Genomic DNA, 21142 nt, shown 5'->3' on the forward strand with positions numbered 1-21142 from the left:
TACGTATCGGCCCCTTGCCGCATAAGGGATGACAGGCTTTATCCTCCGGCACCAATTCCGCGTGAAAAAGGGGACGGAGGCAGCCTCCGTCCCCAATTATGTCTACTAGTCCTGCTCTGTCCCCTGTACAATAGAAGCGTTGGGGGAGTAAGGAGAAGCCGTTTCTCCCTCTGTCCCCCGATGCTTTACCGAGACGGGGGTCGGAGGCACGTTGAAAAGCGGCTCCGGGTCACACCTCGGACCGACCGATGCACTTTGAATGGCCATGGCACTACTAGACCTGTTAGATTCGTGCGCGCCTGTCCCGCACTCTGCTAAAGGACTAAAGCTCCGGCACCGCCTCTCCAATCCCTTGTGCCGCAACGCTTTGAGCTGGTGCTCCTCTGACCCGCCCTGCGTTAAAGCAGAGCGGGCCAGGCACCGCGCCTGGCCCCACTTTCGCTGCCGTACTAAAGCTCCGGCACCAAATCAGCCAATCCCCGGTACGCAAGCCCTCACTAGATCACTCCTCTGTCTCCCGCCCCTTTAAAGCAGGAAAGCTCCGGTACCGCCGCCGCTCTTTTCTCTATAAACCCTTATCAAGCACTCTCTCTCCCATGCCATTCTCATCCAAAACAGCCCCAACTGCTTCAAACCCCGGCACAGCAGCTCTGAGACTCCCCTGAAAGTAAAGCGCTTGCATAATTTGAAATCCGCGTTATAATACTTGTATACAAGTATACTTGAATATGAGAGGGTTAACCTATGGACAATAACAAGCCTGCTATGTATCCGGCGAAATGGCTTTCAAAGGCTTCGTCCGGTGAGAGAATCGCGTGTGAGCTTAGGATCTCGATTATTTCAGGTCAAATTGAAAGCGGTGCCATTTTATCTGAAAACAAAATAGCTGCGGATTTTTCTGTTAGCCGGTCACCTGTCAGGGAGGCTTTGAAACTGCTGGCCTCTGAAAATATGGTTCGGCTCGGGAGAATGGGCGCCGTCGTTACGGGTTTAACAGATAACCATATAGAAGAAATTTATGATGTCCGCCTGATGATTGAATCGTTTGTTTTTGAGCGGCTCGCCAAGGCCGATACAGATGATCTTGTGCGGGAGCTGAGCAAAATTTTTGAAATGATGAAGGTGGCGGTCAAGTATGGGGATGCGGATGAGTTTTCCTATCAGGATGTCCTGTTTCATGAAACGATCATCAAAGCAATCAGCCATTCCTACCTTCTTATGATCTGGAATAATTTGAAGCCTGTGATGGAGAGCTTGATTCTCATATCGATGCGCGTCCGCTTCAAAGAGAAATATGAGGATTTTACAAGGGTTCTGGATAATCATGAGCTTTACATTAAAGCCATTCAAACAAAAGACAGAAGGAAGATGATTCAATCGCTGCATCAGAATTTTGACGACGTTCAGGGAAAGGTTGAAGATCTGTGGATGTCGCAGCAGCTGCTGTCTAAAGGAGTTGAGCCGAAAAATGAGTAGCTACATGCTCGGAATTGATATAGGGACTACAAGCACGAAGGCCGTATTGTTCACAGAGGCAGGAGAGGTTAACCAGCAGGAAAATATCGGGTATCCACTTCACACACCGGATATCTCGACGGCAGAGCAGGACCCGGAGGAAATGTTTCAGGCCGTGATGGAAGCAGCCTCGAATATTATGAGACGCCATCCTGATAAGCACGTCTCGTTTGTTTCATTCAGCAGTGCGATGCACAGCGTCATCGCCATGGATGAGCATGACCAGCCGCTGACACCGTGCATAACGTGGGCGGATAACCGGAGTGAGGCGTGGGCGAGGAAAATCAAGAACGAGCTGAATGGCCACGAGATTTACAGACGGACCGGGACTCCCATCCACCCGATGTCCCCTTTAAGCAAGATTGCGTGGATGGTTCATGAGTTTCCTGAGAGGGCTAAAAAGACGAAAAAATACATTGGGATCAAAGAATACGTTTTCAAAAAGTTCTTTGGTCAGTATGTCATCGACCATTCGCTCGCTTCTGCGATGGGGATGCTGAACCTTGAAAACCTGGACTGGGATGAAGAAGCACTGGCTATTGCCGGAGTGTCGCGGGATCACCTGTCCGAACCCGTCCCCACCACCACGATTTTCAGGAATTGTGACCCAGATCTGGCCAAGCAGATCGGGCTCGATCCTGATACCCCTTTTGTAATCGGGGCAAGTGACGGGGTACTGTCGAACCTTGGAGTAAACGCAATCAAAAAAGGGGAGATTGCTGTCACCATCGGAACAAGCGGTGCGATACGAACGATTATCGACAAGCCGCAAACCGATGATAAGGGAAGGATTTTCTGCTACGCCTTAACAAAAGATCACTGGGTCATTGGGGGACCTGTCAACAGCGGAGGCATGGTGCTTCGCTGGATCCGCGATGAGTTTGCCTCCTCTGAGATAGAAACGGCAAAGCGGCTTGGTATTGATCCGTACGATGTTTTAACGAAGATTGCCGAACGGGTAAGGCCTGGGTCGGATGGGCTTCTTTTCCATCCTTACCTTGCTGGAGAGCGGGCTCCCCTATGGAACCCGGATGTCAGGGGCTCATTTTTCGGCCTGACGATGTCCCATAAAAAAGAGCATATGATCCGGGCAGCTTTGGAAGGTGTTATCTACAACCTGTACACCGTGTTTTTAGCGCTGACGGAGTGCATGGACGGTCCTGTTACACGGATTCAGGCGACAGGAGGCTTTGCGAGGTCGGAGGTATGGCGCCAGATGATGGCTGATATCTTTGAGTCGGAGGTCGCTGTCCCGGAGAGCTATGAAAGCTCGTGTCTCGGAGCCTGCATCCTCGGTCTTTATGCCACCGGTGCCATTCAATCACTTGATGAAGCGGCTGATCGAATCGGCAGTACGAGCCGGCATACGCCAAAGGAAGAAGCCGCCAGAGAATATAGGCAGCTTGTGCCCATCTTTATTCATTTATCGAGGGCGCTTGAAGAGGATTACGGACGAATCGCGCAATATCAGAGAAATATAACCAGATTATAAGGAGAGATGATCATGCCATTAGTTATCGTCGCAGCGGGAATCCTCGTATTATTGCTGCTTATCATGGGCTTAAAGCTGAATACATTTGTTTCGTTGATTATTGTTTCGTTCCTGGTCGCCATAGCACTTGGGATGCCTCTTCCGGATATTGCTAAAACAATTGAAGCAGGACTCGGCGGCACGCTCGGCCATTTAGCCTTGATCTTCGGTCTTGGGGCGATGCTCGGTAAGCTGATTGCCGATTCAGGCGGCGCCCAGCGGATCGCCATGACCCTTGTCAACAAGTTCGGGGAAAAGAACATCCAGTGGGCCATTGTCGTATCTTCCTTTATCATCGGCGTCGCTCTTTTCTTTGAAGTAGGACTTGTTCTCTTAATCCCAATTGTCTTTGCTATTTCCAGAGAATTGAAGGTTTCGATTCTTTATCTCGGAATTCCGATGGCCGCAGCGCTATCCGTAACACACGGCTTCCTGCCGCCGCATCCCGGCCCTACTGTCATTGCCGGTGAATACGGAGCAAACCTTGGAGAAGTGCTTCTTTACGGCTTCATTATCGCGATTCCGACGGTCATAATCGCAGGACCGCTTTTCACAAAGATGGCTAAGAAACTCGTACCTGCTTCCTTTACGAAAACCGGAAGCATCGCCTCATTAGGCGAGCAGAAGGAATTCAAGCTTGAAGACACACCCGGCTTCGGAATCAGTGTATTTACCGCCATTTTGCCGGTTATCCTGATGTCCATCGCCACCATCATTACGCTGACTCAGGAAACGCTGGGCATCGAGGATAACTTCGGTCTTGCCATTGTGCGCTTTATCGGAGAAGCCTCTATGGCGATTCTGATTTCCCTGTTGGTGGCCATATATACGATGGGACTGGCGCGGAACATCCCAATCAAAGACATTATGAATTCCTGCTCTGCGGCCATTACCCAGATTGGAATGATGCTCCTCATCATCGGGGGAGGAGGCGCCTTTAAGCAGGTGCTGATCGACGGCGGTGTCGGTGATTATGTAGCAGAACTATTTAAAGGGAGCACCCTTTCCCCGATTCTGCTTGCCTGGATCATCGCAGCCATTCTCCGCATCTCTCTCGGTTCAGCAACGGTTGCAGCCTTGACGACCGCAGGACTCGTCATTCCAATTCTCGGTCAATCTGACGTTAACCTGGCACTCGTTGTGCTTTCAACCGGTGCGGGAAGCTTAATCGCCTCCCACGTCAATGACGCAGGCTTCTGGATGTTCAAGGAGTACTTTGGATTAACGATGAAGGAAACCTTTGCTACGTGGACCTTGCTTGAAACCATTATTTCAGTCGCAGGACTCGGCTTCATCATGCTGCTGAGCTTGTTTGTATAAGAACAAAAGGCTGGATGAAGAACTTTTCTCTTAAAAAGATCCCTAAATTGAAGAAAGGAGCATCCTTTGCGGGTGCTCCTTTTTTATGAATTAGTCTAGCCGCCTGAAGGACGGGCTCTTTGCGTAAAGCAGGACTGTACAGCCGATTCCAATCACAGCGGCAGCGGCAAGCAGGCTTTGAATGCTAATGGAAGCGGCCACAAGGGCTGAGAGGACGGCAAACGAGATGGACTCAAGTCCGCAGATTAAACTCATGACACGGCCTAGCTGGTCTTTATTAGCTACTTCATCATCTAACTTTAAAAAACTGGAATTGATTTTCAAGTCAAGCGAATTAGATCAAATATTGTAATCATTTTTATTTTTCTGAAAAATGTATTGTCCGGCTTTCGATTTTTTGTTAGTATTGTAGACATATTTTCTGACAATTATCGTCAATTTCGTTAGGAGGCTATGTTCATGCTTACGTTTCTTGCATCAATCGCACTGCTTATCTTAGGCTACTTGTTCTACGCAAAGGTGGTGGAGCGAATTTTCGGCATCAAGCCTGACCGCAAGACACCCGCCTACACGAAAGAGGACGGTCTTGATTATGCTCCATTGCCCTGGTGGAAGGGCTGGCTGATTCAATTATTGAATATTGCAGGATTAGGTCCTATCTTTGGCGCATTAATGGGCGCACTTTACGGGCCTGTAGCCTTCATTTGGATTGTATTCGGCTCAATTTTTGCCGGAGCGGTACATGATTATTTTTCAGGCATGATGTCACTCCGCCATAACGGAGAGCAATATCCAGCCATGATTGGGCGCTATTTAGGAAAAAACATGAAGTACGTGATCAACGTGGTCTCCCTTATCTTAATGATTTTAGTTGCAGCAGCCTTCACCGCGGGTCCTGCACAGCTGATTGCACAGGTTACACCCTTGTCGTTCGGTACGGCTCTGGTTATCATATTTGCCTATTTCCTACTAGCTACGATTTTGCCCATAAATAAAGTTATTGGTAAGATTTATCCAATATTTGGAGCAATTTTGATCTTTATGGCTTTAGCCATAGGAACAGCTCTGCTGTTTTCGGACAAACCAATCCCAGATCTGACTCTTGCCAATTTACATCCCAAGGAACTGCCGATTTGGCCGCTTCTCATGGTAACCGTATCGTACGGAGCAATCTCAGGATTTCACTGTACACAAAGTCCGCTTGTAGCCAGAACACTTAAAAATGAAAAAGACGGGCGCAAGGTTTTTTATGGAGCCATGATCGGGGAAGGGATCATCGCCCTCATCTGGGCCGCTGCCGGAATGACGCTCTTCAACGGCACCGGCGGACTGCAGGCTGCCATTACCGCAGGCGGTCCCGCGGGGGCGGTAAACGAAATCTCCACCTCACTATTAGGGACATTCGGAGGAATTCTTGCGATTTTAGGGGTTATCATCCTGCCCATTACAACAGGCGATACTGCTCTTCGCTCCTCGCGCATGATCCTGAGTGAAATGGTCGGTGCAAAAAAGAAAACAAATTGGAAGCAGGCCCTGCTATACTCGATTCCAGTCAGCGTTCCGGCCCTGTATTTATCCACGATTAACTACTCCTTCCTATGGAGGTATGTCGGCTGGTCCAACCAGGTCGTGGCCGCCGTCACACTTTGGGCAGCAACAGTCTACTGTCTGCAAAAAGGGAAATTCCATTGGATATGCGGAATTCCAGCGATGTTCATGACCGCTGTCGTGACCACCTATATTTTCTATGCTCCGGAGGGATTTGGCTTAGACTATACGCTTTCCATGATTCTTGGATCGATTCTAACGTTAGCCGTTGGGGTTTGGTATGTTTATCAGATTCGCCACTATAAGCAGCCGATGGAAGCTGAAGCTGCCGCTTGATTTTTAACCAGAGCCCTTTTGGGGCTCTGGTAATTTTATTGAAACAGCAGCTAAGAACGGAGTGGGGAAGAATGACCAGGAAAAACTTGCGTGGATTTACAACCATTTCTTTTGGTATCGCTCTGTGTGTCATCATCTTATTACCCGTTTCGGTCTGCACAGCCTTTATGGCGATAGACAAACCAGCAGAGCGCTTCATTCAAACACTGGCAGCCTTTACATTTTTTCTTTCTATTGTTGGCATCCCCTTGAGCATCACATCGATGTTCAGCAAAGAAAGTCCTGTGAAAAGAGTGTTTGCTCTGATTGTTAATCTCTCTCCCCTATGCTTGCTTCTGTTCGGGCTGATAGCAGAGTTTGCAGATGAATTCCTGCGGACAGCGCCTTAAACCAAAAAATTTTCCATATCTACTAAAATATATAAACAAATTCCCCTCCAAAGGTGGTAAACTCATATCAACAGTCAGACCCTCCATCCGTTTAATGTAAGCGTTTTCTAAAATACAAAGATAAAAAGGTTGATGAAAATTGGCAATGCAGATTAAGGAATCATCCATTTTCAATCACAGCGGGAATAAAATCAAAACCGAAGACCGGGAGATTTCAATTCTTGCAAAGCTCGGGGAGCCAATGATTGCGGTGTTGGGAAATGTTTTGAGTGACGGGGAATGCGCGGAGCTCATCCGCCTTTCACAGGATACGATGAACCGCTCTAAAATCGGATCGCATCGGGAAGTGAGCGACCTAAGAACGAGCAGCAGCACGTTTCTGCCGGAAATGGATCATGGTGTGACAGCACGGGTTGAAAAGCGGATCGCCCAGATTATGAATGTTCCGGAGAGTCATGGCGAGGGGCTTCATATCCTAAACTATAAAACGGGCGAAGAATACAAAGCCCATTTCGACTACTTCAAAAAGGAAACCAGCAACCCGAGAATCAGCACTCTTGTTATGTACTTAAACGATGTAGAAGAAGGCGGAGAAACGTATTTCCCCCACCTGAAGCTTTCCATCACCCCGCAAAAGGGGATGGCCGTTTACTTTGAATACTTCTATCAGGATCCCGCTCTCAACGAATTAACCCTGCACGGTGGCGCTCCAGTCCTCTCCGGAGACAAATGGGCAGCAACAATGTGGGTGCGGAGAAAGCAATACCGGTGAAAAAAGCCAGGCAAAACCCCCGGAAATGGAGGGTTTGCCTGGCTTTTGTTATGGATGATCAATCGTTCTTTGCTTTTCAATCCTAAGGTTTAACTGAGGACCAGTTTTTTTTTACTTAACTGAAGCGTTTCCGCGGTTGATGTGAAAATCTCATCAAACAGGCCGGGATTCTCTGTTAGGGAAAGTCCATAGGACGGGATCATTTCTTTAATTTTCGGGCTCCAGTCAAACATATGCTCAGGGAAGCACTTTTCCAACACCTCAAGCATGACATGAACAGCTGTCGAAGCACCAGGAGAAGCGCCAAGCAGGGCAGCAACCGTACCATCCGCTGCACTGACAACCTCCGTCCCGAACTGAAGAGTCCCCTTGCCGCCGGTTTCCGTATCCTTTATTACCTGCACGCGCTGTCCCGCAACTACTGTATGCCAATCACTGCTTTTGGCATTCGGAATAAACTCGCGCAGCTCCTCCATGCGTTTTTCATTTGAGAGCAGAACCTGCTGGATCAAATACTTCGTCAAGCCCATCTCCTTCATTCCTGCAGCCAGCATCGTAAACAGGTTATTCGGCTTAACCGATCCAATCAGATCAAAATTGGAGCCGGTCTTCAGAAATTTTGGCGAAAAGCCTGCAAACGGTCCAAAAAGCAAGGACTTCTTGCCCTCTATGTACCGCGTATCAAGATGCGGGACAGACATAGGCGGTGCGCCGACCTTTGCTTTTCCATATACCTTCGCATGATGCTGTTCAACGACCTCCGGATTGCTGCAGACCAGGAACAGACCGCTGACCGGAAAGCCTCCAATTTGCCTGGACTCAGGGATGCCGGTTTTTTGCAGCAGCGGCAGGCTGCCGCCCCCGCCGCCGATAAACACAAATTTTGCTGTATGGTATTCGACTTGGCCGGTCTCCCCGTTATGCACCTTAAGCTCCCACAATCCCTCACTGTTTCGTTTCAGGTCCTTCACACTATGCCTATAGCGGATATCCACGCTTTGGCCCTGCAGATAGTCAAACAAACTCCGGGTCAACGCTCCAAAGTTTACATCCGTTCCTGAATCAATCTTTGTGGCTGCAATCGAATCATTGGACTTGCGGCCATTCATAACCAGCGGCATCCATTCCTTCAGTGTTTCACGATCCTCAGAAAACTCCATTCCCTGGAACAGAGGGCTATTTGACAGCGCTTTAAATCGCTTTCTCAAAAAAGCAACATTCTTTTCACCCTGGACCATGCTCATATGCGGAATCGGCATAATAAAATCCTTCGGCTGATGAATCCTGCTGTTTTTTACAAGATACGCCCAAAACTGACGCGAAAGCTGAAACTGCTCATTAATGGTAATGGCTTTGGAAATATCAATCGTTCCGTCCGGTTTTTCAGATGTATAATTAAGCTCGCACAGCGCCGCATGGCCCGTACCCGCATTATTCCACTCATTCGAGCTCTCTTCACCCGCTTTGCCGAGCTTCTCAAACACCTTAATATCCCATTCAGGCGCCAATTCTTTCAGCAGCGAACCAAGCGTTGCGCTCATCACTCCAGCACCAATTAAAATAACATCCGTCTTTTTCTGCATGCTGCTCATTATGATCTTCCTCATCCCCTATAGTTGTAAAAAGAGCGGGCAAGCCCGGACTCTTAAAGAATCTCACACTCACAAAAACCAGTCTAAGTAAACATCCTATTAACAGATAATTATAAACTATTTTGAAGTAATTAAAAAGTTAGAATTTGGTCAGGGTGACATTGTTTCCTAAATCTTCGCTCTGTTAAGCTTGGCAGCTGATTCGTTCGCTTATCCTTGACCCGTAATTTTACAGAGATGCAGCTGAACTTTAATGATAGAGCCCTCAATTGAAAACTTTCAACTAGGTTAAACAATACCTAACATTAGCTTTCTTACTATTTCATACCCTTCTAACTCTCTTTTAAAGTCTGGATAATTGTTTATCGAGATTTTTAATAGATCATTATGTGGATAAAGAGAGAAAAAGTCTTTATTTAACAGATTTCTTTGGTTTTTTGGCATCTTATTATTATCTACCGCGTGCGGAATTATATTTATTATTTCCTTAGTATAAAGGTTTTGAAGCTGGTTAAATTGATCAAGGTGTTTCATTATTTTTCACTGCCCTTTTAATTTTCAGTTTTTTATATCTAAGGTAAAGTTGTGCTCGAATAAAGTACAAACTTTACTATTTAATCGTTATTAAACTTCAATTGTTCTTCGATGTACCCTTTCAACTCTACTTCTATATCTTCGTATGATTCATCAAGCAGCTCCCCTGCAATTCTACTTCCAGGAATTTTCATTGAAATTGGCATACCCATGAAATAACGGTCGCATTCCCAAATATTAATGTTATACAAATCAGTAGGTTCACCGTTTTCATCAGATATTCCAATAGAGATTGAGGAACTGTATCCAGGATGAAAAGGGTCATTCCCAAGTCTGTCATATCCAGCATCAAAATCTAAACCTTTCTTTTTAAAAACAGATTTATTCTCATTTAACAGTTTTTCAATTAAATGTTTTAACGCCGCTTCATTATTTTTAATCTTTTCTTTTAAATCTAAAGTGAATTCTTTTTCTGCATATTTCATTTATTAGCCTCACAGTTTCTTTAAGGAATAAGCCTATAAGCACATCATCTATTAAGATGCTTGCCTATTTCCTTGTTTACCTTTTAACTTCAATGCTCTTCCGCCATTTCCTCCTTCGACCATCTCACACCCCACCTTTTTCCTACATGATAATAGATTGACAATTTACAAAAATCCTTTTATAGTTAAAAAGCAGTATAATTGAAAATGATTATCATTATTAATATCAGGGAGCCTATGGTTTTCCTGCATTTCATTTAAAAGGAGAAACGAAAGATGAAGAAACTTTTAGTTCCGGTGTTTTTAATGCTAGTTCTTGTTATTAGTGCCTGCGGGAAGGGAGAGGCCCCTGAGAAGGGGGCTGCTTCAGGCTCAAAGGAACCTGAATTTATAACTTATCAATCAGAGACGGGTGCCGTTGAAGTTCCGGCAGATCCGAAGAGGGTTATTTTGCTTTCTGGCTTTACAGGCAATGTGCTGGATCTCGGAGTGAATGTGGTCGGAGTGGATGTATGGTCTAAGAACAATCCGACGTTTTCAAAGGAATTGAAAGATGTTGAGGAAGTTTCAGACGAAAATCTGGAAAAGATTATTGAGCTGGATCCGGATCTAATTATAGGCTTATCCAATATTAAGAACGCAGATAAATTGAAGGAAATTGCACCGACGGTTACGTATACATGGGGCAAGCTTGATTATTTGAGCCAGCATGTTGAAATCGGCAAGCTGCTGAATAAAGAAAAAGAAGCGCAGGCGTGGGTTGATGATTTTAAAAAGCGTGCAGAAGCAACGGGAGATGAAATCCGCGGGAAAATCGGGGAGGATGCAACCGTGTCCGTCATTGAAGCCTTTGGTAAAGACCTTTACGTCTATGGCGCTAACTGGGCGCGCGGAACGGAAATTCTCTACCAGGCTATGGATTTAAAAATGCCTGAAAAAGTGAAGGAGGACGCAGAAAAAGCGGGCTATTACACCATTTCCGCCGAAGTGCTTCCGGAATACGCCGGAGATTATGTCATTTTAAGCAAGTACTCGGATGCCGATACCTCCTTTGAGGAAACGGAAACGTTCAAAAACATCCCGGCTGTGAAAAATGGCCAGGTTTATGAAATGAAAGGGGAAGGCGCCTCCTTCAGTGACCCGGTCACTCTTGAGAAGCAGCTATCCTTCATTAAAGAGTCCTTTCTCGGCAACTAAAACTATTTGAGGAATTCCACTGCGGAATTCCTCTTTTTTGCCTTAGCCGAACATTAGATTAACGCAAGGAGTGTGCCGCCTGCCGCTCCTGCCGCGACAATCAGCCAGGGCGGAAGCTTCCAGTAGACCAGCATACTGAACAGGATTGCAGCGAATGCAAAATCGACTGGCTCCAGGATGGAGCTCGTCCAGATCGGCTGGTAAAAGGCCGAAATTAAAATTCCAACTACAGCCGCATTTACGCCCATCAACGCCCCTCTTACTTTAGGGCTTTGGCGCAGGCTGTTCCAGAAAGGAAGCGTTCCGGCGATCAATAGAAAGGCCGGCAGGAAAATGGCGGCTGTGGCGAACAAGCCCCCAGTCCATCCCCCCATAACCGCACCGAGATAGGCGGCGAAGGTGAACAGCGGTCCCGGAACGGCCTGGGCAGCTCCGTACCCCGCAAGAAACGCCTCTTCACTAACCCATCCGGTTGGCACAAATTCCCGTTCAAGCAGAGGCAGCACAACGTGTCCTCCCCCAAAAACGAGGGCTCCGGAACGGTAGAAGCTGTCAAACATCGCCACCCATTGGAGCGAGGTCACCTCTCTCAAAATCGGAAGCAGAATAAGCAAGCCAAAAAACAGCGTCAAGCATACTGCAGCAAAACCGCGTGAGATCGGAAAACGGAACGGTTCATCCGATTCTGCCTGCTCGTTCCTGTAAAGGAGAAAACCAAACAAGGCCGCTAAAAGGATTACCCCAACCTGAGTGAAGGCCGTCTGCCACAGCAAGGTCACAACGAGCGCAGCCAGGGCAATCGCCTTTCGTTTTAAGTCGGGCGTCAATTTTTCAGCCATCCCTATAATGGCATGTGCCACCACTGCCACAGCAACGAGCTTCAGCCCATGAAGCCAGCCCGCACCGCTAACATCAAAGTCCTGAACAGCCAAGGCAAACAGGATAAGAACCGCAACAGACGGCAAGGTGAAGCCAAGGAACGAAACGATCCCCCCTAAAACTCCCGCCCGCATAAAGCCGATGCCGATTCCCACCTGGCTGCTGGCAGGCCCGGGCAAAAACTGACAAAGAGCCACTAAATCCGCATAGCTCTTTTCATCCAGCCACTTCCTGCGGCGAACGTACTCCTCATGAAAGTACCCTAAATGGGCAACCGGACCGCCGAAGGATGTGAATCCCAATCTGGCTGATACCATCAAAATTTCCAGCAGTGACCCCAGCAGGCTTTTCTTCGATTTTTGCATGTCGGTTTCCTCCAAATCTGCATATGCTATTTGATCTCTTTAAGCAATTCGTACGCCTTGTCTCTCGCTTCAGCAAGAACCCTGTTTCCTTTTTCCGTCGTCCGGTAATACTTTCGTATTTTCCCTTCGACCTTCCTCTGTTCCTTCCACAGCAGCCCATCCGTTTCCATCGAATGCAGGATCGGATATAGCGTCCCGGAGCTGATGCTGTAGCCATGCTCTCTTAGCTCCTGCGCCATCCAAGCTCCAAATATCGGCTGCTCCATCGCATGATGCAAAATATGAATCTGAATAAACCCAAGAAACAGCTTTCGTACTACTTTATCCTCCACACGTACACCCCTTGTATCGAAAAGCAATATCGGTTTTCTATGATGGATCATACCACGGTTCTGCCGCCATTGCTGCCTGATTTACAGAAACTTTACATGGTGGGGGGGATGGTGGTTGTTTCGATGTTTGTCTGACATTCTTGTCTGACATGGGCTCGTTTTCCTCGTTTGTCTGACATTCTTGTCTGACATGGGGCTCGTTTTCCTCGTTTGTCTGACATTTTTGTCTGACATGGGGCTCGTTTCGACGTTTGTCTGACATTCTTGTCTGACATGGCGCTCCTTCACCTCGTTTGTCTGACATCCTTGTCTGACATGGCGCAATTTTCCTCGTTTGTCTGACATCCTTGTCTGACATGGCGCTCGTTTCCTCGTTTGTCTGACATCCTTGTCTGACATGGGGCTCGTTTCCTCATTTGTCTGACATCCTTGTCTGACATGGCGTTCGTTTCCCCGTTTGTCTGACATTCTTGTCTGACATGGCGCTCGTTTTCCCGTTTGTCTGACATCCTTGTCTGACATCCCGCTCGTTCACCCCCTTTGTCTGACATCCTTGTCTGACATGGCGCTCGTTTTCCTCATTTGTCTGACATCCTTGTCTGACATGGCGCTCGTTTTTCCGTTTGTCTGACATTTTTGTCTGACATGGCGCTCGTTTCCACGTTTGTCTGACATCCCGCTCGTTCACCCCCTTTGTCTGACACCCTTGTCTGACATGGCGTTCGTTTCCCCGTTTGTCTGACATTCTTGTCTGACATGGCGCTCGTTTTCCTCGTTTGTCTGACATCCTAGTCTGACATGGCGCTCGTTTCCACGTTTGTCTGACATCCTTGTCTGACATGGGGCTCGTTTCCTCGTTTGTCTGACATCCCGCTCGTTCACCCCCTTTGTCTGACATCCTTGTCTGACAAACCGCTCGTTTTCCCCGCTTGTCTGACATCCTTGTCTGACAAAGCCCCCTCCATCTCCCCGTTTTCCAAAAACCCCTACCACACCCAAAAAAAGAGCGATCCCACAATGGAATCGCTCTTTTGCATTACTTAAACGCCGGTATGGCGGTTTCGTCGTATTTTTCTTCGAGGAACTTGCGCACTTCGGGACTGGTCATGGCTTTGCCGAGCTTTTGGATGGGCTCTGAGTCTGCGTTGTCCTTGCGGGCGACTAGGCTGATGGCAAAGTCGTTTTCGACGCCTTCGGTCAGGAGTGCGTCGCTTTTCGGGGTCAGTCCGAGTGGAGCCGCGTAGGCTGGTGTCATGATGACGGCATCTGTGTCGTCATAGGTTCTGGCGAGCATCAGCAGGTCTACTTCCTTGAATTGAAGGTTTTTTGGGTTTTCTTTGATGTCTGCTTTCGTGTAATAGACGTCTTTTTTCTCTCCTAATGTAAGGACTTCATGCTGGGCCAGGAGGGAAAGCGAGCGGTCGATGTTGGATACATCGTTGGCGATGGCCACGGTAGCTCCTTCCGGCAGGTCTTCTATAGACTTATGGTTTTTAGCGTATACTCCGTAATTTGCGAAGTAGATCGGCTTCACCAAGACGAGCTCTGATTGGTTGTTGCGGTTATACTGCTCCATGTACGGCACGTGCTGGAAGAAGTTCGCATCGACTTCCTTTGCTGCCAGGGCGTTGTTTGGCTGGACATTGTCGCTTAGTACGACCGTTTCAAGGGTAATCCCTTCTTCAGCGAGCTTTGGCTTGACGAGCTCAAGAATTTCCGTCATCGGGGGGATGAGGGAGGCGACCTTTAGGGTCACTTTTTCCTGTTTTGGCTCCTCTTTGTTTTCTTCTGCCTGGTCCGCTTGACCGCAGCCTGCGAGCATCAGGAATAGCGCTGTCATTAGAACGATTAATTTTTTCATGGTTTTCCTCCAACTGTTTATCGTTTATCGATCATTCTTGCAGTGCTCATTCCGATAAATTGAACGAGCTGCACGAGAATGACCATTATGATGATCATGTACATCATTAAGTCTGTTTTAAATTGCTGATAGCCATACCGGATGGCGAAGTCTCCAATCCCGCCGCCGCCGACAACTCCCATGATGGTCGAGTAGGAGATAAAGCTGATCACGGATGTCGTTAAGCCGAGAACGAGGCCGGAGCGGGCTTCCACGAACAGAAATTTGAAAACAATCTGCCTGACGGAGGCTCCCATCGAGACGGCCGCTTCCAAGATCCCTTTTGGAACGTCCAGCAAGGATTGCTCGACGAGCCGGGAATAATGCGCAACCGCAATGACCGAGAGCGGAATGGTGGCAGCCGCGGTGCCGATGGCCGTGCCGATGACCCACCTTGTAAAGGGAATGAGAAAAACGACCAGCAATAAAAACGGGAACGAACGAATGATATTGACGAGCAAATTCAGGGTCGAGAAAACAAACCGGTTCTCAAGGAGCTGGCCTTTTCTGCATAAGAAAAGAAGGGTGCCAGCGGGGAGTCCGAGAAGCACTGCTGCGAGGATTGAGATCCCCACCATGACGAACGTTTCCCCTATCGCCTGCCAGATTTCTGTTCCATATAGAGTCAGTACTTCAGGCATGACCGGCTTCACCGTCCCTTGTCAGTTCATCGACAAAATATTGTGCACTGTTTTCTTTATACTGAATCCCTTTTGGCTCGTTTTCGACCGTTTTATAAATCTCTCCCTCAGCCATGATCGTCACACGGCTGCAGATGCTTTTAATGACATCCATTTCGTGACTGACGATGACTATCGTTACGCCGAGGCTTTTATTGATTTCCTCCAATACCCCAAGCAGCTCAGCTGTTGTACGGGGATCCAGCGCGGAGGCCGGCTCGTCGCACAGCAAAACCTGGGGCCTGTTCGCGAGTGCCCGGGCAATGGCGACGCGCTGCTTTTGTCCGCCGCTCAGCTGAGAAGGATATTGGCTGGCATAGCTTTTAAGCCCTACAAATTGAAGGCATTCCAGCACACGGCCCTGCCGCTCTTTCTTTGGAACACCCGCAAGCTCCAGGGATACGGCGACATTATCGTAAACCGTCTTGTTTGCGGCAAGATGGAAATGCTGAAAAATCATCCCGATCGATTTCCGGGCCTTCCTGAGCTGCCTGCTGTTCATCCCGGTGAGCGTTTGCCCGTTTACTGAAACTTCTCCTTCGTCCGGCTGCTCCAGAACATTCATCAGCCGCAGCAGCGTGGACTTTCCCGCTCCGCTGGCGCCGATGATTCCGTGGATTTCCCCTTGATGAATCGTTAAAGACACAGATTTGACAGCCTGAAACTGTGCAAAACGTTTACTCACTTTGTCCAAAATAATCACAAAAAAACCCCTTTCTAGGGATAGAGGGTGACGGCAGTGCTTCAAATTATAGCTCAATTAGGCAAGGTTGTCATTCCAGCGGGTTTTTCCGAAACACTTCTCGCTTTGAATAACCGGTCTTGTCCTCTATAATTAAATTATCACAATTATCAATCTTTTAGTCTTTGCGAATGCGATGTTTAAAACAGGGAGGAAATGAAAAATGGAAAGCAATCATAGGCCCGACCAGAAAGAACATACGTCTGCAGGACAGTGTCCTGTCACCCATCACAAAGACAGTGCCATTACGACATCAAATGCTCCCGGCGGAACAACGAACAGAGACTGGTGGCCGAACCAGCTGAACCTTTCCGTGCTGCGCCAGCATGACCGGAAGTCCAACCCGATGGGCGAGGATTTCGATTACCGGGCTGAATTTTCAAAGCTCGATTATGATGCGCTAAAGGAAGATCTTCATTCACTCATGACTGACAGCCAGGAATGGTGGCCGGCTGACTACGGCCACTACGGTCCTTTCTTTATCCGGATGTCCTGGCACGCGGCAGGTACATACCGGACAGCTGACGGGCGCGGAGGCGGCGCATCAGGCTCGCAGCGCTTTGCCCCGCTGAACAGCTGGCCGGATAACGTCAATCTCGATAAAGCACGGCGCCTGCTGTGGCCGATCAAACAAAAATACGGAAATAAAATTTCCTGGGCGGACCTTTTGGTGCTGACCGGAAACGTAGCGCTTGAGTCCATGGGATTGAAAACCTTTGGCTTTGCCGGAGGACGCGAAGACATCTGGCATCCGGAGGAGGATGTGTATTGGGGTACGGAAAAGGAATGGCTCGCTGATAACCGCTACTCCGGCGACCGGGAATTGGAGGATCCGCTTGCAGCCGTACAGATGGGCCTCATCTATGTGAATCCGGAAGGTCCGAACGGAAAGCCGGATCCGCTTGGAAGCGCCCGCGATATTCGGGATACCTTCGGACGCATGGCAATGAACGACGAAGAAACAGTGGCCCTTATCGCAGGCGGTCATACCTTCGGGAAGGCTCACGGAGCAGGAGATCCATCCCATGTAGGTGATGATCCGGAAGCGGCTACGCTTGAAACCCAGGGTCTTGGCTGGATCAGCACATACGGAAGCGGAAAAGGACGGGATACGATTTCAAGCGGTGTGGACGGCGCGTGGACGACCAATCCGACGAAATGGGATAACGGCTACTTTGACCTGCTGTTTGGGTATGAGTGGGAATTGACGAAGAGTGCAGCGGGCGCTTATCAATGGACCCCTGTCGATATGACCGAGGAGCATATGGCCCCGGACGCTGAGGATCCTTCCATCCGGGTTAAGACGATGATGTCAACAGCGGATATGGCGCTGCGGATGGATCCGGAATACGTGAAAATTTCCCGCCGGTTCCATGAAAACCCTGAAGAGTTTGCCGATGCGTTTGCCAGGGCATGGTTCAAGCTTCTGCACCGCGATATGGGACCAAGAGTCCGCTATATGGGTCCTGAGGTTCCGGAAGAAGAGTTAATCTGGCAGGATCCTGTTCCAGCCGTTGATTATGAGCTTTCTCAAGCAGAAATACAGGACCTGAAAGAAAAAATCCTGAGCTCGGGATTAACGGTGAGCGAGCTAGTCAAGACAGCCTGGGCTTCCGCGAGCACCTATCGCTTTTCAGATATGCGCGGCGGGGCGAATGGTGCCCGTATTCGTCTTGCTCCCCAAAAAGACTGGGAAGCAAACGAGCCGGAACAGCTCTCCAAGGTTCTCGATGTGTACGAGAGCATCCAAAGCCAGCTTGACAAAAACGTCAGCCTCGCCGATTTAATTGTCCTCGGCGGAAATGCAGCCGTTGAAAAAGCCGCCAGAGATGCAGGCTTTGACTTAGCGGTGCCATTTAATCCCGGCCGCGGCGATGCGTCCGAGGAACAAACCGATGCTGTAAGCTTCGATGTGTTAGAGCCTGTATCAGACGGCTTCCGTAACTACCAGAAAAAAGAATACTCAACAAGCCCGGAAGAAATGCTGATCGATAAAGCGCAGCTGCTTGGCCTGACCGCTCCGGAAATGACGGTTCTTGTCGGAGGCTTGCGTGTACTCGGCGCAAACCATGGCGGCACCAATCACGGAGTATTCACCGACCGCACCGGTCCGCTCACAAACGACTTCTTCATCAGCCTGCTCGATATGGGCATTGAATGGAAAGAAGCAGGCTTCAACCAATACGAGGGCCGCGACAGAAAAACAGGTGAGGTCGTCCGTACGGCTACACGCTTCGATCTCGTCTTCGGTTCCAATTCTGTCCTTCGGGCGCTCGCAGAGGTCTACGCGCAGGACGATAACAAAGAGAAATTCGTCCGCGACTTTATCTCGGCCTGGACGAAGGTGATGGACGCCGACCGTTTTGATCTTAAATACACGAATCAACTCGTTACCGCCAATCAAGCATAATGAAAAGCACCTTATCCGAATCGGGTAAGGTGCTTTTTTATATACATAGTTACGGGAAACGGGGAAACGATAGAACTGAATCTTATTTCGCCAGGAGGGAAACCGATGCAAAATCAAAACATCAGCCAGCCCGGACAGCAGCCCGCTCCCGGCATGCAGCCAGCTGCATCAAAGGATCACGGGGGCCATGAGCTATTCGATGCCCATGAAGTCATCGCCGGAATCATCACGATGCTTGATCAATACCAGATGTACGAGCAGCACATGAAGGACCCCGAGCTCAAAGATATCGCCCAGCGCCAGACAGCATTCGTGACCCAAATGTACAACACGATCGTTGATGCGTTCTCAACCGGCCAAAAGCCGGCTGTCTCCACCCAGGTATACAAAATGACCCAAAACAACGACACCGTATACGGAGTAAAGCCCGGCCAGCCTAAAAAGCCGAACCAATCCGTATCCGAGCTCTCCGATCAGGGCCTGTCTGCGTACATGCTCAGCAACACGAAATCACTGGCCACCCTGCTCGCCATGACCGCACTCGAGATGACCAATCCCGTCCTCCGCCGCGTCATCGCCGACAGTGTCCCGAATTTTATCGAGCTAAGCTACGAAATCTTCCTTTATCAAAACAAGCACGGCTACTACCAGGTCCCGCAATTGATGCAGCAGGACATGAATGCGATGCTGAACAGCTATGGGAAAGCACCAGGAAACAGGGTGCATTGATGCTTGAGACCGGGCCTTTTGGGGTCCGGTTTTTTATATGCACAGCAATAGGGAAATTAGAGATAGCTACCATAATAAACTATCACGATTAGATTTAATGGTTTTATTTCCATATCTCCACTGAACATACCTTTTCTTCTTGTTGTATTTTTTACAAAACGTTACAATTATCACAGTGCAAAAAAACAAGAACGACATTCATAGACATTTTATCAAGGCTTATTAGATCCGGTTATTTATTTTCCGAAAATTAGGAGTTACCCTCGTGACTCTGCCGTAACCAGAACAGTATGAAACCATATTACGAATCCAGGTGAATGAATTGAACAACATGTTGATGGGATTTATCTTTGTTTTAAGCGGTATTACATTCTTACTGTTATCCTTAACAATAAGTATGCCGTCCGTATTATGGGCCGTTTCACTCGGAACAAGCATTATCTTGAATATTTCAGGTACAGCCTTGTTTATGCAGTATATGAAAGAAGCAAAGGAGAGCTACTGATTCAAGGTGTAACCTCATATGTTGAACGTGAACGGTACCCAAGATATTAAAGGCAGGCAGATACATGTTACCCCGCTCTGCCACCGATCATAAATGATCGTACATAAAGAATGAAAAACATTGTGCTTAGCTGATGCTAAGCTTTTTTATACTTAAATTTCAGGGTTAACCCCCTTCTAAAGCTATGGTTTAAGAAGAATTTGAACATAACTAATGAGAAGAGTGCGTTATATCCCTTGTATAAGGGTATACATGCTGCATAAGAAACATTAATTCAAAGGAGACCATCCAATGAAAGCAGTTCAAGTAACGGGCTACGGCGGTGTAGATAAGCTGGAGCTGGTGGAACAGGCCATTCCGGAACCAAAGGAGAATGAAGTACTGGTTCAGGTAAAGGCTTGCGGCATGAATAATACGGAGATCTGGATGAGAGAAGGGGCTTACGGGACAGAAGCAAAGTCGGGCTGGAAGCCGAACGGCGTGCATTTCCCCCGGACTCCGGGTTCAGATATTGCAGGGGTGATTGTAAAAGCGGGAAAAGCGGTCGATGATGCTTTGATTGGCAAGGATGTGGTCCTTTTTCCTTTCACGTCGGGAGGTGAGAACGGGCTTGAGCATATTTCTGAAGATATGTCGTTCATCGGTTCAGAGTACGATGGAGGCTATGCGGAGTATGTGGTGTGGCCTGCCAGTCTATGCTTTGAAATGCCTCTTCCAAGCTATACGGAAAGTGCCGTGTTTTCGGTCAGCGGCTTAACAGCCTGGCATATGGCGGAGCAAATTAAGATTCAGCCCGGGGAAACCGTTATGGTCACAGGTGCAAACGGGGGAGTGGGTTCCTTAAACGTTCAAATCGCCTCCAGCGTCTTCGGTGCAAAGGTTATTGCCATAGTCGGGGACTTGGCATTAGAGGAAAGGATGAAAGACTTGGGGGCCGCCCATGTGCTTTCCTATAAGTCCGAGAGGCTTGCTGAAGAGATTTTAGAGGTGAATGGCGGTCCAATTGATTCTGTTCTGGACGTTGTAGGAGATTCTCTGTTCGCCATCTCCCTGCAGGTCCTGAAGAATGGCGGGAAGTTCTGTACATCCGGTTCAGCCGGGGGCCAGAAGACAGAGCTTGATTTCAGAGTGTTATATTTAAAGCACATTACCCTTTACGGCTCCGTTTTAGGGACGAGGGAGGAATTCGGACGGATGCTCCGCGCCATCAGCGAAAGGAAAATCAAGCCGGTCATTGACCGTACGTTTCCCTTAGAAGAGGCAAAGGAAGCGCAGACCTATTTTAAACAGTCTGGGAAAACCGGAAAGATTGTGCTGCTTCCCGGGAATTGAACCCAACAGAAAAACTCGTCACCATGTGACGAGTTTTTCGTTCTAAATA

The 21142-nt window shown here is 48.3% G+C and carries 21 protein-coding genes; 11 read left to right on the forward strand and 10 right to left on the reverse strand.

What is annotated here, in order from left to right; genetic code table 11:
• The first annotated feature begins 744 nt into the window (after positions 1 to 744).
• The 3 genes from ACQCV8_RS03965 to ACQCV8_RS03975 are packed head-to-tail and all read left to right on the forward strand — an operon-like array spanning position 745 to position 4366.
• Positions 745 to 1476, forward strand: coding sequence for a GntR family transcriptional regulator (locus tag ACQCV8_RS03965; protein WP_426843241.1), 732 nt, complete (start codon positions 745 to 747; stop codon positions 1474 to 1476).
• Complete coding sequence (gene gntK / locus ACQCV8_RS03970; RefSeq protein ID WP_426843242.1) at positions 1469 to 3007, forward strand: gluconokinase; 1539 nt, start codon at positions 1469 to 1471, stop codon at positions 3005 to 3007. The genes ACQCV8_RS03965 and gntK overlap by 8 nt, the downstream gene beginning before the upstream one ends.
• Positions 3008 to 3019: 12 nt before the next feature.
• On the forward strand, positions 3020 to 4366 hold the full coding sequence (locus ACQCV8_RS03975) for a GntP family permease (protein ID WP_426843243.1): 1347 nt from the start codon (positions 3020 to 3022) through the stop codon (positions 4364 to 4366).
• 90 nt (positions 4367 to 4456) lie between these two features.
• Here the strand turns inward: ACQCV8_RS03975 and ACQCV8_RS03980 are convergent, their stop codons facing one another.
• Positions 4457 to 4621: a hypothetical protein gene (locus ACQCV8_RS03980; RefSeq protein ID WP_426843244.1), complete on the reverse strand. Its 165-nt coding sequence runs from the start codon at positions 4619 to 4621 to the stop codon at positions 4457 to 4459.
• Between the two features lie 204 nt (positions 4622 to 4825).
• Between ACQCV8_RS03980 and ACQCV8_RS03985 the strand changes: the two genes are divergently transcribed.
• From ACQCV8_RS03985 to ACQCV8_RS03995, 3 genes are all read left to right on the forward strand, one after another.
• Positions 4826 to 6250, forward strand: a complete 1425-nt coding sequence (locus ACQCV8_RS03985; RefSeq protein WP_426843245.1) for a carbon starvation CstA family protein — start codon at positions 4826 to 4828, stop codon at positions 6248 to 6250.
• A gap of 71 nt (positions 6251 to 6321) precedes the next feature.
• Positions 6322 to 6639, forward strand: coding sequence for a 2-acyl-glycerophospho-ethanolamine acyltransferase (locus tag ACQCV8_RS03990; protein WP_426843246.1), 318 nt, complete (start codon positions 6322 to 6324; stop codon positions 6637 to 6639).
• A 145-nt stretch (positions 6640 to 6784) separates the two neighbouring features.
• Complete coding sequence (locus ACQCV8_RS03995; protein WP_426843370.1) at positions 6785 to 7411, forward strand: 2OG-Fe(II) oxygenase; 627 nt, start codon at positions 6785 to 6787, stop codon at positions 7409 to 7411.
• An 89-nt stretch (positions 7412 to 7500) separates the two neighbouring features.
• On the opposite strand, the gene ACQCV8_RS04000 is transcribed toward ACQCV8_RS03995, so the two are convergent.
• From ACQCV8_RS04000 to ACQCV8_RS04010, 3 genes are all read right to left on the reverse strand, one after another.
• The gene (locus ACQCV8_RS04000) at positions 7501 to 9003 is read right to left on the reverse strand and encodes a malate:quinone oxidoreductase (RefSeq protein ID WP_426843247.1); all 1503 of its coding nucleotides are present in this window, start codon (positions 9001 to 9003) and stop codon (positions 7501 to 7503) included.
• 288 nt (positions 9004 to 9291) lie between these two features.
• Positions 9292 to 9537, reverse strand: coding sequence for a YxiJ family protein (locus ACQCV8_RS04005; protein WP_426843248.1), 246 nt, complete (start codon positions 9535 to 9537; stop codon positions 9292 to 9294).
• 80 nt (positions 9538 to 9617) lie between these two features.
• Positions 9618 to 10022 (reverse strand): hypothetical protein, encoded by a 405-nt coding sequence (locus ACQCV8_RS04010; RefSeq protein ID WP_426843249.1) that lies wholly within the window; start codon positions 10020 to 10022, stop codon positions 9618 to 9620.
• 276 nt (positions 10023 to 10298) lie between these two features.
• Between ACQCV8_RS04010 and ACQCV8_RS04015 the strand changes: the two genes are divergently transcribed.
• Positions 10299 to 11219 (forward strand): iron-hydroxamate ABC transporter substrate-binding protein, encoded by a 921-nt coding sequence (locus ACQCV8_RS04015; RefSeq protein ID WP_426843250.1) that lies wholly within the window; start codon positions 10299 to 10301, stop codon positions 11217 to 11219.
• Positions 11220 to 11272: 53 nt separating this feature from the next.
• Here ACQCV8_RS04015 and ACQCV8_RS04020 read toward each other — a convergent pair whose 3' ends face one another.
• The 6 genes from ACQCV8_RS04020 to ACQCV8_RS04045 all read right to left on the reverse strand — a co-directional run bounded on the left by ACQCV8_RS04020 (position 11273) and on the right by ACQCV8_RS04045 (position 16078).
• On the reverse strand, positions 11273 to 12463 hold the full coding sequence (locus tag ACQCV8_RS04020) for a chromate transporter (protein WP_426843251.1): 1191 nt from the start codon (positions 12461 to 12463) through the stop codon (positions 11273 to 11275).
• A gap of 26 nt (positions 12464 to 12489) precedes the next feature.
• On the reverse strand, positions 12490 to 12795 hold the full coding sequence (locus ACQCV8_RS04025) for a PadR family transcriptional regulator (protein WP_426843252.1): 306 nt from the start codon (positions 12793 to 12795) through the stop codon (positions 12490 to 12492).
• Positions 12796 to 13326: 531 nt separating this feature from the next.
• Positions 13327 to 13470: a hypothetical protein gene (locus ACQCV8_RS04030; protein ID WP_426843253.1), complete on the reverse strand. Its 144-nt coding sequence runs from the start codon at positions 13468 to 13470 to the stop codon at positions 13327 to 13329.
• 361 nt (positions 13471 to 13831) lie between these two features.
• Positions 13832 to 14656, reverse strand: a complete 825-nt coding sequence (locus tag ACQCV8_RS04035; protein ID WP_426843254.1) for a MetQ/NlpA family ABC transporter substrate-binding protein — start codon at positions 14654 to 14656, stop codon at positions 13832 to 13834.
• Between the two features lie 17 nt (positions 14657 to 14673).
• Positions 14674 to 15336 carry a methionine ABC transporter permease gene (locus ACQCV8_RS04040; protein WP_426843255.1) on the reverse strand — a complete coding sequence of 221 codons (663 nt, stop codon included), beginning with the start codon at positions 15334 to 15336 and terminating at the stop codon, positions 14674 to 14676.
• A complete protein-coding gene (locus ACQCV8_RS04045; protein ID WP_426843256.1) occupies positions 15329 to 16078 on the reverse strand; it encodes a methionine ABC transporter ATP-binding protein in 750 nt (249 codons plus the stop codon). The genes ACQCV8_RS04040 and ACQCV8_RS04045 overlap by 8 nt, the downstream gene beginning before the upstream one ends.
• 202 nt (positions 16079 to 16280) lie before the next feature.
• Here ACQCV8_RS04045 and katG point away from each other — a divergent pair, with 202 nt between their 5' ends.
• The 4 genes from katG (at position 16281) to ACQCV8_RS04065 (ending at position 21093) form a co-directional block, all read left to right on the forward strand.
• Positions 16281 to 18527, forward strand: a complete 2247-nt coding sequence (gene katG, locus ACQCV8_RS04050) for a catalase/peroxidase HPI (RefSeq protein ID WP_426843257.1) — start codon at positions 16281 to 16283, stop codon at positions 18525 to 18527.
• Between the two features lie 105 nt (positions 18528 to 18632).
• Entirely contained in the window at positions 18633 to 19256 is a 624-nt protein-coding gene (locus ACQCV8_RS04055) for a spore coat protein (RefSeq protein ID WP_426843258.1), read from the forward strand.
• A 322-nt stretch (positions 19257 to 19578) separates the two neighbouring features.
• On the forward strand, positions 19579 to 19761 hold the full coding sequence (locus ACQCV8_RS04060; protein ID WP_426843378.1) for a hypothetical protein: 183 nt from the start codon (positions 19579 to 19581) through the stop codon (positions 19759 to 19761).
• A 291-nt stretch (positions 19762 to 20052) separates the two neighbouring features.
• A complete protein-coding gene (locus ACQCV8_RS04065) occupies positions 20053 to 21093 on the forward strand; it encodes a zinc-binding dehydrogenase (protein ID WP_426843260.1) in 1041 nt (346 codons plus the stop codon).
• The last annotated feature ends 49 nt before the right edge of the window (positions 21094 to 21142 follow it).

The sequence above is a fragment of the Metabacillus sp. 84 genome (genome assembly GCF_050107715.1).
Taxonomy (GTDB): Bacteria; Bacillota; Bacilli; order Bacillales; family Bacillaceae; genus Metabacillus_B.

Bases quoted from the DNA above. Each gene is read 5' to 3' on its own strand.
- ACQCV8_RS03965 (WP_426843241.1), top strand. From the start codon at position 745: ATGGACAATAACAAGCCTGCTATGTATCCGGCGAAATGGCTTTCAAAG.
- gntK (WP_426843242.1), top strand. From the start codon at position 1,469: ATGAGTAGCTACATGCTCGGAATTGATATAGGGACTACAAGCACGAAG.
- ACQCV8_RS03975 (WP_426843243.1), top strand. From the start codon at position 3,020: ATGCCATTAGTTATCGTCGCAGCGGGAATCCTCGTATTATTGCTGCTT.
- ACQCV8_RS03980 (WP_426843244.1), bottom strand. From the start codon at position 4,621: ATGAGTTTAATCTGCGGACTTGAGTCCATCTCGTTTGCCGTCCTCTCA.
- ACQCV8_RS03985 (WP_426843245.1), top strand. From the start codon at position 4,826: ATGCTTACGTTTCTTGCATCAATCGCACTGCTTATCTTAGGCTACTTG.
- ACQCV8_RS03990 (WP_426843246.1), top strand. From the start codon at position 6,322: ATGACCAGGAAAAACTTGCGTGGATTTACAACCATTTCTTTTGGTATC.
- ACQCV8_RS03995 (WP_426843370.1), top strand. From the start codon at position 6,785: ATGCAGATTAAGGAATCATCCATTTTCAATCACAGCGGGAATAAAATC.
- ACQCV8_RS04000 (WP_426843247.1), bottom strand. From the start codon at position 9,003: ATGAGCAGCATGCAGAAAAAGACGGATGTTATTTTAATTGGTGCTGGA.
- ACQCV8_RS04005 (WP_426843248.1), bottom strand. From the start codon at position 9,537: ATGAAACACCTTGATCAATTTAACCAGCTTCAAAACCTTTATACTAAG.
- ACQCV8_RS04010 (WP_426843249.1), bottom strand. From the start codon at position 10,022: ATGAAATATGCAGAAAAAGAATTCACTTTAGATTTAAAAGAAAAGATT.
- ACQCV8_RS04015 (WP_426843250.1), top strand. From the start codon at position 10,299: ATGAAGAAACTTTTAGTTCCGGTGTTTTTAATGCTAGTTCTTGTTATT.
- ACQCV8_RS04020 (WP_426843251.1), bottom strand. From the start codon at position 12,463: ATGCAAAAATCGAAGAAAAGCCTGCTGGGGTCACTGCTGGAAATTTTG.
- ACQCV8_RS04030 (WP_426843253.1), bottom strand. From the start codon at position 13,470: ATGTCAGACAAACGTGGAAACGAGCGCCATGTCAGACAAAAATGTCAG.
- ACQCV8_RS04035 (WP_426843254.1), bottom strand. From the start codon at position 14,656: ATGAAAAAATTAATCGTTCTAATGACAGCGCTATTCCTGATGCTCGCA.
- ACQCV8_RS04040 (WP_426843255.1), bottom strand. From the start codon at position 15,336: ATGCCTGAAGTACTGACTCTATATGGAACAGAAATCTGGCAGGCGATA.
- katG (WP_426843257.1), top strand. From the start codon at position 16,281: ATGGAAAGCAATCATAGGCCCGACCAGAAAGAACATACGTCTGCAGGA.
- ACQCV8_RS04055 (WP_426843258.1), top strand. From the start codon at position 18,633: ATGCAAAATCAAAACATCAGCCAGCCCGGACAGCAGCCCGCTCCCGGC.
- ACQCV8_RS04065 (WP_426843260.1), top strand. From the start codon at position 20,053: ATGAAAGCAGTTCAAGTAACGGGCTACGGCGGTGTAGATAAGCTGGAG.